The sequence below is a fragment of the Rhodopseudomonas julia genome (assembly GCF_030813515.1).
Classification (GTDB): domain Bacteria; phylum Pseudomonadota; class Alphaproteobacteria; order Rhizobiales; family Afifellaceae; genus Afifella; species Afifella julia.
The window spans coordinates 373,941-389,008 of the sequence record NZ_JAUSUK010000001.1 but is presented as its reverse complement, the minus strand read 5'-3'; the positions used below and the strand labels follow the sequence as shown (position 1 = coordinate 389,008).

At 64.7% G+C, this 15,068-nt stretch carries 11 protein-coding genes; 9 read left to right on the top strand and 2 right to left on the bottom strand.

Annotated elements, in window-relative coordinates; all coding sequences use genetic code 11:
• Positions 1–2 precede the first annotated feature (2 nt).
• From J2R99_RS01775 to J2R99_RS01735, 9 genes are all read left to right on the top strand, one after another.
• Positions 3–1,997: a heme lyase CcmF/NrfE family subunit gene (locus J2R99_RS01775; protein WP_370872314.1), complete on the top strand. Its 1,995-nt coding sequence runs from the start codon at positions 3–5 to the stop codon at positions 1,995–1,997.
• Positions 1,994–2,494: a cytochrome c-type biogenesis protein gene (locus J2R99_RS01770; protein WP_370872248.1), complete on the top strand. Its 501-nt coding sequence runs from the start codon at positions 1,994–1,996 to the stop codon at positions 2,492–2,494. Before J2R99_RS01775 ends, J2R99_RS01770 begins: the two co-directional genes overlap by 4 nt.
• A 214-nt stretch (positions 2,495–2,708) precedes the next feature.
• Positions 2,709–3,704 carry a glycosyltransferase family 2 protein gene (locus J2R99_RS01765; RefSeq protein ID WP_307152786.1) on the top strand — a complete coding sequence of 332 codons (996 nt, stop codon included), beginning with the start codon at positions 2,709–2,711 and terminating at the stop codon, positions 3,702–3,704.
• On the top strand, positions 3,701–5,800 hold the full coding sequence (locus J2R99_RS01760) for a hypothetical protein (RefSeq protein WP_307152785.1): 2,100 nt from the start codon (positions 3,701–3,703) through the stop codon (positions 5,798–5,800). Before J2R99_RS01765 ends, J2R99_RS01760 begins: the two co-directional genes overlap by 4 nt.
• Positions 5,801–5,816: 16 nt before the next feature.
• Positions 5,817–6,254: a GtrA family protein gene (locus J2R99_RS01755; RefSeq protein WP_307152784.1), complete on the top strand. Its 438-nt coding sequence runs from the start codon at positions 5,817–5,819 to the stop codon at positions 6,252–6,254.
• 241 nt (positions 6,255–6,495) lie between these two features.
• Complete coding sequence (locus tag J2R99_RS01750) at positions 6,496–8,031, top strand: Do family serine endopeptidase (protein ID WP_307152783.1); 1,536 nt, start codon at positions 6,496–6,498, stop codon at positions 8,029–8,031.
• 154 nt (positions 8,032–8,185) lie between these two features.
• Positions 8,186–8,863 carry a winged helix-turn-helix domain-containing protein gene (locus J2R99_RS01745; protein WP_307152782.1) on the top strand — a complete coding sequence of 226 codons (678 nt, stop codon included), beginning with the start codon at positions 8,186–8,188 and terminating at the stop codon, positions 8,861–8,863.
• Positions 8,856–10,346, top strand: a complete 1,491-nt coding sequence (locus J2R99_RS01740) for a sensor histidine kinase (RefSeq protein ID WP_307152781.1) — start codon at positions 8,856–8,858, stop codon at positions 10,344–10,346. The genes J2R99_RS01745 and J2R99_RS01740 overlap by 8 nt, the downstream gene beginning before the upstream one ends.
• Positions 10,276–13,257, top strand: coding sequence for a bifunctional [glutamine synthetase] adenylyltransferase/[glutamine synthetase]-adenylyl-L-tyrosine phosphorylase (locus tag J2R99_RS01735; RefSeq protein WP_307152780.1), 2,982 nt, complete (start codon positions 10,276–10,278; stop codon positions 13,255–13,257). The genes J2R99_RS01740 and J2R99_RS01735 overlap by 71 nt, the downstream gene beginning before the upstream one ends.
• A gap of 67 nt (positions 13,258–13,324) precedes the next feature.
• On the opposite strand, the gene petA is transcribed toward J2R99_RS01735, so the two are convergent.
• Both petA and J2R99_RS01725 read right to left on the bottom strand, forming a co-directional pair.
• The gene (petA, locus tag J2R99_RS01730; protein WP_307152779.1) at positions 13,325–13,894 is read right to left on the bottom strand and encodes a ubiquinol-cytochrome c reductase iron-sulfur subunit; all 570 of its coding nucleotides are present in this window, start codon (positions 13,892–13,894) and stop codon (positions 13,325–13,327) included.
• 161 nt (positions 13,895–14,055) lie between these two features.
• Positions 14,056–14,970, bottom strand: a complete 915-nt coding sequence (locus tag J2R99_RS01725) for a LysR family transcriptional regulator (protein WP_307152778.1) — start codon at positions 14,968–14,970, stop codon at positions 14,056–14,058.
• Positions 14,971–15,068: the final 98 nt, after the last annotated feature.

Below are 15,068 nucleotides of genomic sequence, written 5' to 3'. Positions count from 1 at the left end.
GGATGTCTGGTTTTTCGATCGCTGAGCTCGGCCATTACGCCCTCGTTCTGGCGCTGGCGCTGTCGCTCATCCAGTCGACGGTGCCTCTTTGGGGAGCCGCGGCGCGCGACAACCGGCTGATGCGGGTGGGCACCGTCTCGACCCTCATCGGCTTTCTTTATGTGGCCTTTGCCTTTGGCGCGCTCACCGTCGCCTATGTGAATTCCGATTTCTCCGTGGCGAATGTCTGGGAGAACTCGCACTCGGCGAAGCCGCTTCTGTTCAAGATTTCCGGCGTCTGGGGCAACCACGAAGGCTCCATGATGCTGTGGGTGCTGATCCTGTCGCTCTTCGGGGCGCTGGTGGCGGCCTTCGGCGGCAATCTGCCGGTCAGCTTGAAGGCGCGCGTGCTCGCCGTGCAGGGCTGGGTCGCGACCGCTTTCCTCCTCTTCATCCTGACCACGTCGAACCCGTTCCTGCGCCTGACGCCGGCGCCGGGCGAGGGGCGCGATCTCAACCCGATCCTGCAGGATGTCGGCCTCGCCATCCATCCGCCGCTTCTCTATCTCGGCTATGTCGGCTTCTCGATCGTCTTTTCGTTCGCCGCTGCCGCGCTGATCGAAGGCCGTGTCGATGCGGCCTGGGCGCGCTGGGTGCGGCCCTGGACGCTGATGGCCTGGATCTTCCTGACGCTCGGCATCGCCATGGGCTCCTACTGGGCCTATTACGAGCTCGGCTGGGGTGGCTGGTGGTTCTGGGACCCCGTCGAAAACGCCTCCTTCATGCCGTGGCTGGCGGGAACCGCTCTTCTGCATTCGGCGATCGTCATGGAGAAGCGGGGCGCGCTCAAGATCTGGACGATCCTGCTGGCGATCCTCACCTTCTCGCTGTCGCTGCTCGGCACCTTCCTGGTGCGCTCGGGCGTGCTGACCTCCGTGCACGCCTTCGCCACGGACCCGACGCGCGGCGTCTTCATCCTGGCGATCCTGGTTCTGTTCATCGGCGGGTCGCTGGCGCTTTTCGCCTGGCGGGCGCCGGAGCTGAAACAGGGCGGCCTGTTTGCACCGATCAGCCGTGAGGGCGCGCTTCTCTACAACAACCTCTTCCTGGTGGCGGCAACGGCGACGGTCTTCGCCGGAACGCTTTATCCGCTCGTGCTGGAAGCCCTCACCAAGGACAAGATTTCCGTCGGCGCGCCGTTCTACAACATCACCTTCGCGCCCCTGATGGTGCCGCTGCTTCTGGCCGTCCCCTTCGGGCCGATGCTCGCCTGGAAGCGCGGCGATCTATTCGCCGCAGCACAGCGCCTGCTTTTCGCCATGGTGCTTGCCTTCGTCGCCGTGGTGGCGACCTTGATCATCGAGGGCGTGCAGCATCCGCTTGCGCCTGTCGGGATCGGCCTCGGCATCTGGCTGATCGCCGGCGCTGCCAATGAGATCATCGACCGCTCCGGCATCGGGCGGATGCCGCTGAAGACCTCCTGGGCGCGCTTTACGGGCATGCCGCGGACGGCCTTTGCGACGGCGCTCGCCCATGCCGGGCTCGGCGTGACGGTGATCGGCATCGTCGCCACGACCACCTATCAGACGGAGACGATCATCTCCGTGAAGCCCGGCGAATCGCTGGAAACCGGCGGTTACACGCTGACCTATCAGGACTACGTGCCGCATACGGAGAACAATTACCGCGAGGAACTCTACCGCTTTGTCGTGTCACGCGACGGCGAGGCGCTTCTCGCCATGGCGCCGGCGAAGCGCTTCTATTCCACCCGTCAGATGTCGACCACGGAAGCGGCGATCAAGACCTTCTGGTTCTCGCAGCTTTACGTGTCGATCGGCGATCAGCACGATGACGGCTCGCTCACCGTGCGCGCCTATTTCAAGCCGCTCGTCACCTTCATTTGGCTGGGCGCGGTCTTGATGGCGATCGGAGGGACGGTGTCTCTGTCCGACAGGCGCTTTCGCGTGGGCGTCGCCAAACCGGCACGCGCCAAGCGTCTGCAGGAGGCAAAGGCGTGAAACGCTTTCTGATCGCGCTGGCCGTCGTGGCGCTGTTGCTTCCCGCAGGAGGGGCACTGCGGAGTGGCGGCGGCTTCGACCTCGTCTCGCAGGCCTGGGCGGTCGAGCCGGACGAGATGCTGAAGGATCCGAAGCTCGAGGCGCGCGCGCGCGACCTCTCAGAACATCTGCGCTGCCTCGTCTGCCAGAACGAATCGATCGACGATTCCAATGCCGACCTCGCCAAGGATCTGCGCCTGCTCGTGCGCGAGCGCATCAAGGCCGGCGACACCGACGAAGAGGTGAAGAAATTTCTGGTCGATCGCTATGGCGAGTTCGTGCTGCTGAGGCCGGTCCTCGACTGGAAGAACCTGCTCTTGTGGGGGGCGCCGGTGATCGTGCTTCTGATCGGCGGCATCGCGCTCTTCATGCGTTTCCGCGGCACACGCGTCTTGTCGGAATCGAAACTTTCCGCCTCCGAGGAGCGGGCGCTCGCCGATATTTTGAAGAAGTACTAGGGCCGCCGCACCCTTCATCGTCTGGGCGAGGGCACGATGCCCGCGGGCAGTGCTTGCTCCGCGGCAAGTGTGGCCTGCCGGACGCAGGCCGGCTTGAAAACTCCCGGCTTGCGACCTCAGCCGTCACAAGCGCGGCCAGCGCCTTGCCGGACGAGGGCGGATCGATCAGAAGAGCGATCGATTGCCGTGTTTCGCCAGCCTCAGACGGCCCCTTATGACCAAGCCCTGCCTCAGTCTCGTCATCCCGATGCACAACGAGGAAGAGTGCCTGGACGGCCTCTTTCAACGTCTCGAAGCCGTGATGGCCGAGCTTGGCATCTCCTACGAAATCATCTGCGTCGACGACGGCAGCCGTGACCGGACCCTCGCCGCCCTGATCGAGCGACAGAAGAAGGCGCCCTATCTGCGGGTGATCGATCTCTCGCGCAATTTCGGCAAGGAGGCGGCGCTGACCGCAGGCCTCGATGCGTCGCGGGGCGAATGCGTCGTGCCGCTCGATGCCGATCTGCAGGACCCGCCTGAGCTCATTGGCCGAATGCTGGAGAAGTGGCGCGAGGGCTACGAGGTCGTCAACGCCGTGCGCTCCGAGCGCCAGACCGATACGCCGATGAAGAGATGGACGGCGGGTCTGTTCTATTGGTCGGCGAACAAGCTGTCGGAAATCGAGATCCCGCCGAATGTCGGCGATTTTCGCCTCATGGACCGGAAGGTGGTCGATGCCATCTGTGCGCTGCCGGAGCGCAGCCGTTTCAACAAGGGGCTGTTCGCCTGGGTCGGGTTCCGCCAGACCTGCATCGAATATTCGCGCGAGGCACGCTTCGCCGGCGAGACCAAGTGGAAATACTGGCGGTTGTGGAACTTCGCTCTCGACGGCATCACCTCGTTCAGCTCCGTCCCGTTGCGCATCTGGAGCTATCTTGGAGGGGCGATCGCGGGTCTTGCGATCGTCTATGCCATCGTCGTCATCGTGCGCACGATGCTCTTCGGCCGCGACGTGCCGGGCTATCCGTCCCTGATCGTCGCCATCATGTTCTTCAACGGTCTCACCATGCTGAGCCTCGGGGCGATCGGCGAATATCTCTCGCGCATCTTCATCGAAGCAAAGCAGCGCCCGCTCTACATCGTCCGCAAGATCCACGAACCGCACGCCCAGCCTGACGCCCTGCCGGATGCTGATGAGGCGACGCGGCCGAGCGAGGTCGAGGCGTGACGGCTCGGGCCCGCGTCCCGGCGGCGCTTTTCCTTCTCGCCTGCATCCTGTCGGTGGGCGTCGCCTTCGCCTGGGCCAAATCGATCTATTCGTTCCAATTCGGCGATCAGGCGCTGTTTCACAATTTCGCACGCTGGATCAACCACGGCGAAGTCTTCATTCGCGACTTCATCCATTTCCGCACGCCGGGCTCTTATTATTATCTGGCGCTGGGGCAGCGGCTTTTCGGCGAGACCTTTCGTGCCACGTCGTTTTCGATTCTGCTGGAACCCTATCTGTTCCAGATTGCGGCGAGTTTCGCTCTGACCCTTGCCGCCACGCGCGCCCTTCTCGGGCGCGCCTCCTTCGCCATCGCGGTTTTCGTTGCCGCAACCTTCCTCTTCCTGACGCCGATCTTTCAGCTGCGCACGGCCGTGCCGGCGCTGGCGCTCGCCGCCTATCTCGTGACAATGGGAGGAACCAGACTGCGCGGCGACCGTGCCTGGAGCCTCGCAGCCGGCTTGCTCCTCGGCCTCAATTATTGGGTCGGCCAGGAAGTCTTCATCCTGCTTGCCTGGGTGATTTTTTGGGTCGAGCTCGCCGCACGCAAAGAGCCATTTAGAGAACGGCTCGTGCGCCTTGTGTGGATCGCCGGCAGCAGTTTCGTGGTCGTGGCGGGAGGCATTGGAGCGCTGGCGCTGCAGGGCATGCCCGTCGGGGAATATCTCTATTACACGTCGATCTACGCGCTCTTCATCCAGCCCGCCGGGATGGATCTGCCGTTCCCGCCCTTCGCGATTGAGAATTTCGTCTATTACGTCTTCTTCCTCGAGATCGCGCTGATCGGAGCTCTGTTCGTTTTAAGCGGCGTCTTCGCCGAGCCCGCCGCAATCGCGTTCTTGAGCTACGCGATCCTGCGGTTGGTCTCCGCCCTCGGGCGTTCCGATTATCTCCATCTCGTCTTTTCGATCTCCGAACTCGTCGTTCTGACGCCGATCGCCATCGCCATGATCTGGGCGAGGCGGGGGGAGGTGGCTCGCGCGATCGATGTGCGTTCGTCCCGGCGTCTGATCGAGGCGGGTGTCGTCGTCCTTGCGACCCTCACACTCTTCGCGGCCGCGATCTGGACTTCGTCCATGGTTCTGCTTCTGGCGCCGCCGCTTTTGTGTCTCGGCGCGTGGATGCAAGGCTCGCCCGCGAATGAGCCGCGAGGCGCAGCCTCGGCCCTGACCAATCTCGTCGCCGGGGCGCTCGGATTGGGCGCGATGGTTGCGGTTTTCTATCCGAATTCGACGGCCGCGTTCCGCTTCGGCACGGATGCGCTTTTTTACTCGGTGCCGTCGCGCCCCCTCATCGGCGGCGTTCAGTTTCGTCCGGACCAGTACCAGGAACTGAAAGGTGTTGCGGCGTTCCTGGATGCGCGTCGGCCCAAGCGCATCTTCAGCTATCCGATCCGGCCGATCTATTATGCCTTCGCGCCCGAGCACGCGACGCGGCTCACCTATCTCGAGCCGCAGACGACGGCCGCAGAGGTCGCCGGCGTCATCAGCGATCTCGAAATCGCCCCGGCCGATGTGATCGTGCAGGATGTCGGCCAGATGCTGCGGGCCAGGCCCGTGCTTTATCCGCTGGCCGATTATATCGCCTCCAATTACCGCACCGCGCGTTTCAACCGAGAGGGAAGCCTCCTCGAGCTCCGGCTGCCGCGCGATGAGGTCCGTCCGACGATGCGTCTGATGGACCGATACCGTCAGCTTGCGCAGGAAAATGGCGGCCGGGTCGGCTTTCGGGCGATCGATGGCCACGACGATGGCGACGGGGAAACGGACGCGAGACTGGTCTTGGAGACAAAGGGGCGAATTTCGCATCGTCTGGCGGTGGCCGACGACTGGGTCTTCACGACCGCGCTCCTGGATTGTGCCGATTGCGCTCGGGAGGCGGATGTGGAGCTCATGCGGGGCGAGAAGGTGACACGGATGCGCCTTGCCGCCGGGGCGGCGGCCGAAACGATCCCCATGCCCGCGGGGACGGGTCCGGTGACGCTGATCTTTCCGCCGAGGGCCGACGGCAAAACCGCGGCCTGGATCGATCCTCGCTTCGAAGGCCCGCGGCGGTGATGGTGGGGAGGGGCGCGTGAAGAGGCTGCAGCCGCGCCTCGACGCGCTTGTCGCGCGCCTGCCGCTGACGGCCGTCCAATATCTGAAATTCGGCATCGTCGGCGGGCTGGCGACGGCCTTTCACAGTGTTCTTTTCGTCATCTTCATCGAGGTGTTCCGTGCTGAGCCGATGCTCGCCAACACGCTCGCCTTCGCCTGCGCCGTCATCGTCTCCTATCTCGGCAATTACCGCTGGACCTTCGGCGCGACGCGCCGGAGCTGGGCGAGTTTTCTCAAATTCGCCGTCGTCAGCCTGATCGGCTTTGCCCTCAACAGCCTGGCGATCTTCATCATCGTCGAGGCGATGGCGCTGTCCTATCTCTGGGTGCTGCCGTTCATGGTCGGTGTCGTGCCGATCGTGGTTTTCGCGCTCAACCGTGGCTGGACATTTGGCGAGACACGGCGCGCGCCGTGAGCGCGAAGATCCGTGCGTGCGGCGGGCGCGCAATGCGGAGGCAGCCATCGAGACCCTCGCGCCGATCTGCTCCGGATTACCAAGTTTTAATTCCAGGGTCACTGCGCGGTAAGCCGAGCTAACCTATCTCTCAGCGTGCAGCAGGACCTCATTGCCCCTGTCCCCTGCTGCGGCCTCCAGTCCGCTCCGCGCGCCCCCCCGCGGAGCGGACAACGAGTTAACGCCCTGGAGAACGAGCAATATGACGAACAACAAGAACCGCGTTTCGACACTTGGAAAGTTCCGGAATGCGCTTCTCGCCAGCGCTGTGACGCTTGGCGTAGCGGGTGTGGCTGCCTCAGGCGCCATCCTGTCCGACACGCAGCCGGTCCGCGCCGAACAGGTGCAGGTGCAAAACCAAGGCCCGGCCGATTTCACCGGTCTCGTGGAGAAGGTGAAGCCCGCCGTCGTGAGCGTGCGGGTGAAATCGGAAGTCAATCCCGTGACCTTCCAAAGCGATGGTCGTGGCTTTTCCATGCCGGACCTGCCCGATGACAATCCCTTGAATGAATTCTTCAAGCGCTTCGGCCCGCGTGGTTTCGATTTCGACAACAACGATCGCGGACGCAGCCCCCACCATCGCAATCATCCGCGCTTTGGCATGAGCCAGGGTTCCGGCTTCTTCATTTCGCAGGACGGTTACATCGTCACCAACGACCATGTTGTCGAGGATGGCTCCGAAGTGACCGTCGTCATGGAGGACGGCAAGGAACTCCCGGCCAAGGTCGTGGGTGTCGATGAACGCACAGACCTCGCCCTCCTCAAGGTCGACGGCAACGATTACACCTATGTGAACCTTTCCAAGGATGCGCCGAAGATCGGCCAGTGGGTCGTGGCTGTCGGCAATCCGTTCGGGCTTGGCGGCACCGTGACGGCGGGCATCGTCTCCGCCGACGGACGTGACATCGGCGCCGGCCCCTACGACGATTTCATCCAGATCGATGCGCCGGTGAACCGCGGCAATTCCGGTGGCCCGACCTTCAACATGAAGGGTGAGGTCGTCGGCGTGAACACAGCGATCTTCTCGCCCTCCGGCGGCAATGTCGGCATCGCTTTCGCCATTCCGGCGAGTGTCGTGACCGATGTCGTTTCCGAGCTGCGCAAGGACGGTGCGGTGACGCGTGGCTGGCTCGGCGTGCAGATCCAGCCGGTGACGGAAGACATCGCCGAAGGCCTCGGCGTCTCCTCCACCGAGGGCGCGCTCGTCGCGGACCCGCAGGATGGCGGTCCGGCGAAACAGGCCGGCATCCAGGCCGGTGATGTCATCACGCAAGTCGACGGCAACAAGGTCGAAGGCCCGCGTGAACTCGCCCGCATGATCGCCGCTTACGATCCTGACACCAAGGTTGAGCTGACGGTTCTGCGCGACGGCCGCGAACGCAAGATCGAGGTGGAACTCGGCAAGCTCGGCAAGCAGACGGCGTCAGCCGATACCCAAGACAGCGGCGAACAGGCCGCGCCGACGAGCCTTGAAGGCCTCGGTCTCGCGGTCGAACCGAGCCAGGACGGCGACGGCGTCGTCGTCATCGGCGTCGACAGCGGCTCGCCGGCCGATCAGAAGGGCTTCGAGGAAGGCGACGTGATCGTGCGTGCCGGCGGCAAGGCCGTGCGCAACGGCTCCGATCTCGAAAACCAGATCGCTGCCGTGAAGGGCCAGGGCCGGAAGGCCGTGCTCATGCAGGTGGAGCGCAACGGCAATTCGCGCTTCGTTGCTTTGCCGATGGACGAGCAAGGCTGACGAAACGAGGCGGGGCCCCGGCTCCGACTTCAGAAACGGCCTTCAGGCGGTTAAAGTCGCCCCCACCGCCGGCCGTCCGGAGCGGCGGATCGCTGAGCGATCCGCCGTTTCGCGTCTCAGCTCCATCCAGGAGACGGAAAGGAAGCTCCCTCTCATGCGTATTCTCGTCATCGAAGACGATCAGGAAACGGCCGCCTATCTCGTCAAGGCGCTGAGCGAGGCCGGCCATGTCGCCGACCATGCAAGCGACGGCGATGAAGGCTATGCCATGGCCTCGCACGAGAATTACGACGTGCTCGTGGTCGACCGGATGCTGCCGAAACGCGACGGGCTCTCGGTGATTTCGGAGCTGCGCGAGGAGGAAAACCGCACGCCGGTGCTGATCCTTTCGGCGCTCGGCCAGGTCGACGACAGGGTGAAGGGATTGCGCTCCGGAGGCGACGATTACCTTGCCAAGCCCTACGCGTTTTCAGAGCTTCTGGCGCGTATCGAGGTGCTGGCGCGGCGCAACACGCCGAACGAGGCGGAAACCCGCTACCGTGTCGCCGATCTCGAGCTCGACCGTCTGGCGCGCAGCGTGACCCGTGGCGGCGAGACGATCCTCCTGCAGCCGCGCGAATTCCGGCTTCTGGAATATCTGATGAAGAACGCCGGCACGGTCGTCACCCGCACCATGCTCTTGGAGAATGTCTGGGATTATCACTTCGATCCGCAGACCAACGTGATCGACGTGCACATGTCGCGCCTGCGCGGCAAGATCGACAAGAACTTCGAAAAGCAGCTCCTGCACACCGTGCGCGGCGCCGGCTACGTCATCCGCGACGATGGCTAAGCGGTCTCCCGCGGGCAAGGCCGGCGGCCGGCTGCGCCTCTTGCGCACCACGGCTTTCAAGCTCGCCGCCGTCTATCTCGCCGTCTTCACGATCTTTGCCGCCTTCCTCATCTTCTACATCGCCAAGAACACGACGCAGCTGTTGACGACGCAGCTCGCCGAGGCGGTGGATCAGGAAACGCGCGAGCTCGCCCGTCAATACGAAGTCGGCGGACTGAGCCGTGTCGCCCGCATCATCGACCGGCACAGCCGCCAGCCTGGCGCGAGCCTCTATCTCGTCACCGATCCGGACGGCGACATCATCGTGGGCAATGTCGCCGCCGTGCCGCCGGAAGTGCTGTTGCACCCCGATTCCGATCTGCATCCGATTCCCTATCGGCGGCTGGAAGAGGATACGAGCGCCGACCATGTGGCGCTGGTGCGCGTCTTCGCGTTGCCCGGCGGTTTCCGGCTTCTCGTCGGTCGCGACATCGGCGAGCGCCAGCGTTTCGTGGCGATCATCCGCCAGGCGCTGATCCTGACCGTCGGGCTCATGGTCGTGCTGGGGCTCGCAAGCTGGCTGTTCGTGTCGCGACGCGTCCTGAAACGCATAGATTCCATTTCGGCAACGAGCCGTCAGATCATGACTGGCGATTTGTCGGGGCGCTTGGAAGTGACGGGGACGGGCGACGAATTCGACCGCCTGGCGCTCAGCCTCAACACCATGCTGGCGCGCATTGAGGCCTTGATGGTCGGGCTGAAGCAGGTTTCCGACAATATCGCCCATGACCTCAAGACGCCGCTGACGCGCATGCGCAACCGCGTCGAGACGGCGCTGGCGCATCCAGACGACGGCGGCCGCGAGGCGCTGGTGACGACGCTCGAAGACGCCGACCAGCTGATCCGAACCTTCGATGCGTTGCTGATGATCGCGCGCACCGAGGCAGGTTCGTCGGGGCTTGCCTTCGGCGAGATCGATGGCAGCGCCGTCGTCGCCGACGTGGTGGAGCTTTATGAGCCTCTCGCTGAAGATGCGGGCGTTTCGCTCAGCGCGGATCTGCCGGAGGAGCCGGTGATGCTCTACGGCAATCGCGAGCTTCTGAGCCAGGCGCTCGCAAACCTCGTCGACAACGCCATCAAACATGCCGGCGAGGTGGTGGAGGATGCGCATGTGTCGATCGGCCTGAAGCGCGGGAAGGAGGGCGTCGAGCTTTCCGTCGCGGACAACGGGCCGGGCATTCCCGAAGCCGATCGGCCGCGCGTCATCGAGCGCTTCGTGCGTCTCGACGAGAGCCGCACGCGCCCGGGCTTCGGCCTGGGCCTCGCCCTCGTTGCGGCCGTGACCAAACTGCATCATGGCGAGCTGAGGTTGGAAGATGCCGCGCCAGGCCTTAGAGCTGTCCTGGCCCTGCCCAACGAAAGAGCGCTCACCGATGACGCAAAAAGCTCTGAGGCAAAGGATCAAGCCGCTGCCGCCGTCTCCGGAGGCGGAAAAGGCGCTTGAGCGCCTCGCCCATGCCGCCGGACGCCAGGAGAAAGAGGCGGCGCTTCAGGCGCTCCTCGCCGATGACGCGCTGAAAGCCTTCCTGGGGACGAGCCTCGGGGATTGTCCCTATCTCCTCGATCTGGCGGCGAAGGATATCGACAGGCTCGCCGAGATCATCGAGACGGCGCCCGAGGCTTTGCTTCAGGCGACGACGGCCGCTCTCGCCGATCTGGAGCCGGCGGATGAGAAGGCGCTGATGGCGGCGCTGCGTCAGGCGAAGCAGAAGGTCGCACTGACGCTGGGCCTTGCCGATCTCGGCGGTGCTCTGGAGCTTGAAGGCGTCGTCGGCGCTTTGTCCGATTTCGCCGATCAGGCGATCGACACCGCGCTCGCCTTTCTTCTGCGCGAGGCCGAAAGGCAGGGCAAATGGCAGGGGGGCGGGCCGCGCGATTGCGGCCTCGTCGTGCTCGCCATGGGCAAGCAGGGCGCGCACGAGCTCAATTATTCCTCCGATATCGATCTGATCGTGCTCTTCGACCCGCAGACGCCGGGGCTGGCGGAGGGCGTCGAGCGCTCCGTGTTCTGGGTCAGGATCGTGCGCCGGCTCGTCTCGCTCCTGCAGGAGCGGACCGCCGACGGCTATGTCTTCCGTGTCGACCTCAGGCTTCGTCCCGATCCGGGGGCAACGCCCGTCGCGCTGTCGATCCCGGGTGCGCTCTCCTATTACGAAAGCATGGGCCAGAACTGGGAGCGCGCCGCGCTCATCAAGGCCCGGCCGGCCGCCGGCGACAGGAAGGTGGGCGAGGACTTTCTGCGCGAACTCGGCCCCTATATCTGGCGCAAGCATCTCGACTTTGCCGCGATCGCCGACATCCATTCGATCAAGCGGCAGGTGCATATCCATCGCGGCCACGCCAAGGTGCGGGTCGCCGGCCACGATCTGAAGCGCGGGCGGGGCGGCATTCGCGATATCGAGCTTTTCGCCCAGACACAGCAATTGATCGCCGGGGGCCGTGACGCCGATCTGCGCGGCCTGCGCACACGCGACGTGCTCGCAAAACTCGCCGAAAAGGGCTGGGTCACCGGCGAGGAAGCGGCCGAGCTCGACCGCGCCTATGTGTTTTTGCGCGGCGTCGAGCATCGGCTGCAGATGGTGCGCGACGAGCAGACGCAGACCCTGCCGCAAGAAAAAGAAGGGCTTCAGCGCATCGCCAGGCTCTGCGGCTTTGCCGAGCTTGAGGATTTCGAGACGGAGCTTCTGAAACATCTCAACGCCGTCGCCGCGCGCTATCAGGAGCTTTTCGAGGAGGCGGCGCCGCTGTCGACCGAACTCGGCAATCTCGTCTTCACCGGCGGCGACGACGATCCGGGCACGCTCGAAACCCTGTCGCAGCTCGGTTTCCGCCAGCCGGCCAACGTGACGGAAACGGTGCGCGCCTGGCATTTCGGCCGCTATCAGGCGACGCGCTCCACGACGGCGCGCGAACGTCTGACGGAATTTACGCCGGCCCTTCTGGCCGCCCTTGCTGAGACGCCGGACCCGGACGCTGCTTTCCGCTCCTTCGATGCGGTGGTGCGCAAATTGCCGGCGGGTGTGCCCCTGTTTTCCCTGCTCGCCGCCAATCCGGGCCTGCTCGAGCTTTTGGCGCTGGTGCTCGGCGCCTCGCCGATGCTGGCGGAAACGCTCGCCAAGCGGCCGCATGTCATCGACATTCTGACTGACCCGGAATTGCTGGCGGAGCCGATCAGTCGCAAGGTGCTCGACGCGCAGCTTCGCACGAGCCTCGCCGATGCGCGAAGCTACGAGGACCGGCTCGATCGCGCGCGGATCTTTGCGCGCGAGATGCGCTTTCTGATCGGCGTCAAGGTGCTCGCAGGCGCGATGGATGCGCCGGAGGCTGGCAGTGCCTTCGCCGATCTCGCCGAGACCGTGATTGAGGAGCTGTTCGTGGCAACGCGGCGGGAATTTGCCCGCCGCCATGGAGAGGTGCCGGGGGGCGATGTGGCGCTTCTCGCCATGGGCCGTCTCGGCAGCCGCGAGATGACGGCGACCTCCGATCTCGACCTCATCGTCGTTTATGATTTCGCCCCGGAGGCGAAGGAATCGGACGGCGAGAAGCCGCTTGCGCCGAGCCAGTATTACACGCGGCTGACGCAGCGCTTCGTGACGGCGCTCTCCGCGCAGACGGCGGAAGGTGCCGCCTACGAAGTGGATCTGCGCTTGCGCCCGTCGGGGCGTGCCGGTCCGCTGGCGACGCCGTTTTCAGGCTTTGAACGCTATCAGCGCGAGGAGGCCTGGACGTGGGAGCATATGGCGCTGTGCCGGGCGCGCTGCATTTTTGCCGAAGGCGATCTCGGGACGCGCGTCGAGACGGTGATCTCCGATGTGCTCAAGACGCCGCGCGAGGAGACAAAGCTCAAGGCCGATATCGCCTCCATGTATGACCGTGTGCAGGCGGCCAAAGGTGGCACCTCACGCTGGCAGATGAAGACGGTGCCGGGCGGACTGACGGCGCTGGAATTCCTGGCGCAGTATCTGATCCTTGCCGGGCGCGTCGCAGCGCAATCGGCACCACCCTACCGCGTCTTCGAAAGCGCGGCCGAAGAGGAGGGCGAGGGGGATTGGAAGGTGCTGGCGAAGGCCTCGTGTCTGCAGGCGGCTTTGCTTCAGGGGCTTCGGCTCATCGGCGAGGATGCGGCACGTGATCCGGAGGCGACGGCTGAGGGCACGAAGCGTCTGCTTTTGAGGCTCGCCACGCAGGCGGAGATCGTCGCAGAGGCAGGCGATCTGCCGCCGAGCCAGGTGATTGCCGATTTCGATGGGCTGGTTGCCCGTCTCGATCGGGCGCAGGCCGAGGTGCACAAGATCTTCGACGGGCTTTTGCGCCAGGAGCGCTCTCAGGCGTCCGACGAGGGCGACGGCGCCTGAAAGCGAGGCCTGACCGGAAAAAAGCAGGCGGCACCGGGGGGTGGAGCGCCGCCCAAGACGAAAGCCGTCAGCCGATCTTGATCGTCGCGTCGTCGACGAAACTGTTGATCGGGATATCCATGTTCCGCGGCGCCGGTCCGTGGCGGATACGGCCCGCCGTGTCGTAGACGGAGCCGTGGCAGGCACAGAACCAGCCGCCGAATTCGCCCGCTTCACCGGTCGGCACGCAGCCGAGATGGGTGCAGATGCCGATCATCACGAGGAATTCTTCGCGGCCCGCTGGACTGCGGTTTTCCATCGTCGCCGGTGCTCCGGCTTCGAGATTTTCATTGCGTGCCACCGGATCTTTCAGGTCCGAAAGCGGTGTGTCGCGCGCAGCCGCCACCTCTTCCGGAGTGCGGTAGCGGATGAAGACCGGCTTGCCGCGCCACATGACGGTGATCGACTGGCCGACTTCCATGCCAGATACGTCGACCTGGATGGAGCCCAGCGCCAGCGCCGAACTGTCGGGGTTCATTTGGTCGATGAACGGCCAGGCGAGGCCGCCGACAGCCGCGACCGTCATGGCGCCGGTCGCGACGACGATGAAGTCGCGTCGCGTAGGCTCGCCGCCTCCGCTCGTTACAGCTGCGGTCATGGAAATGCTCCCTTGCCGATAAAAAGGACGCCGGCCCTTCGGAGAGCGTGTCAACGACGGTGTGGGGACGAGGTCGTGTCGGTACAGCCGCCGCCGCAAGCCATCCGATGGTCCGGCAAACTCAATGTAGGTGAGTGCTGACGAACGCAGAAATAGTAATATCAGAGGGGCATACTCAGCTTTTGCGAGGGTACCCTCGAAGGCTGAGGCAAAGCGCTGCGTGCGACGTCGAGAAGTCCTGTGAGAAGCGCGTTCTGGGGTTTGCGGTCCGCATAGACGAGGCGCTGCGCCGCCCGGCCTTCCATATCGGACAGCCAGGAGATGCCGGGCGTTTCCGCCGAGCAGGCGGAGATGTGGAGAAAGCCGCCGGCCATGCCGCCCGCAATGAGTTCGCGCGCCGTCTTTTCTGGAACCGTGCCGGCGATCGCCTGCGGATGGATGTCACGCTGGCGCAGGATCGCTTCGGCGAGCCTGCGGCACTGGGTGCCGGGGGGCGGCAGAAGCCAGGGAATTTCGGAGAGCGCCTGGCTGTCGGCGCCCGTGAGCCGCTCCTCCCAGGTGCTCGGGATCGCAGCACGCACCACGATCGTGTCGATCTCCACCGCGGCAAGCCCGGCTTCGAGATCGGGCTCGGTGGAAACGCAGCCCGCCAGAAGCTCTCCGGAGCGGATGCGTTCCAGGATATCCGTCGAGGAGGCTTCGCAAATATCGAGCCGGGTGAGCGGATGCGCCAGCGCCATGCCGGCGATGAGGCCCGCCAGACGGTGCTCGCAGGCGCAGGGCGAGATGCCGAGGCTGATGACGCCCTTGAGAGTGCCCCCGAGCGAGCGGCCGTGATCCAGGAATTCGGCTCGCGCTTTGAGAACGGCCCGCGCCCGCACCAGCATTTCGGCCCCTGCCGCGGTGAGCCGCATGCCCTGCGAGGAGCGTTCGAAGAGGGCAAAGCCCAGCTCTTCCTCGAGCTGCTTGATATGCGCGCTGACGGCCGGCTGGCTGGTGGCGAGATGCTCTGCCGCGCGTGAGATCGAGCCGGTCTCGGCAACGCCGACGAGGCTGCGCAAATGGTGAAATTCCAACGGCCTGCCTTGCTGTTGCGGGGATCACATGATGCAACTTGCATATAAGGATCGCGGCCGCAGGATTAAGCCTTGATCGGCGGGCGGAACGTCGCGGG

Coding starts and splice junctions, on each gene's coding strand:
- J2R99_RS01775 (WP_370872314.1), top strand. CDS start 3: ATGTCTGGTTTTTCGATCGCTGAGCTCGGCCATTACGCCCTCGTTCTG.
- J2R99_RS01765 (WP_307152786.1), top strand. CDS start 2,709: ATGACCAAGCCCTGCCTCAGTCTCGTCATCCCGATGCACAACGAGGAA.
- J2R99_RS01750 (WP_307152783.1), top strand. CDS start 6,496: ATGACGAACAACAAGAACCGCGTTTCGACACTTGGAAAGTTCCGGAAT.
- J2R99_RS01745 (WP_307152782.1), top strand. CDS start 8,186: ATGCGTATTCTCGTCATCGAAGACGATCAGGAAACGGCCGCCTATCTC.
- J2R99_RS01740 (WP_307152781.1), top strand. CDS start 8,856: ATGGCTAAGCGGTCTCCCGCGGGCAAGGCCGGCGGCCGGCTGCGCCTC.
- J2R99_RS01735 (WP_307152780.1), top strand. CDS start 10,276: ATGACGCAAAAAGCTCTGAGGCAAAGGATCAAGCCGCTGCCGCCGTCT.
- petA (WP_307152779.1), bottom strand. CDS start 13,894: ATGACCGCAGCTGTAACGAGCGGAGGCGGCGAGCCTACGCGACGCGAC.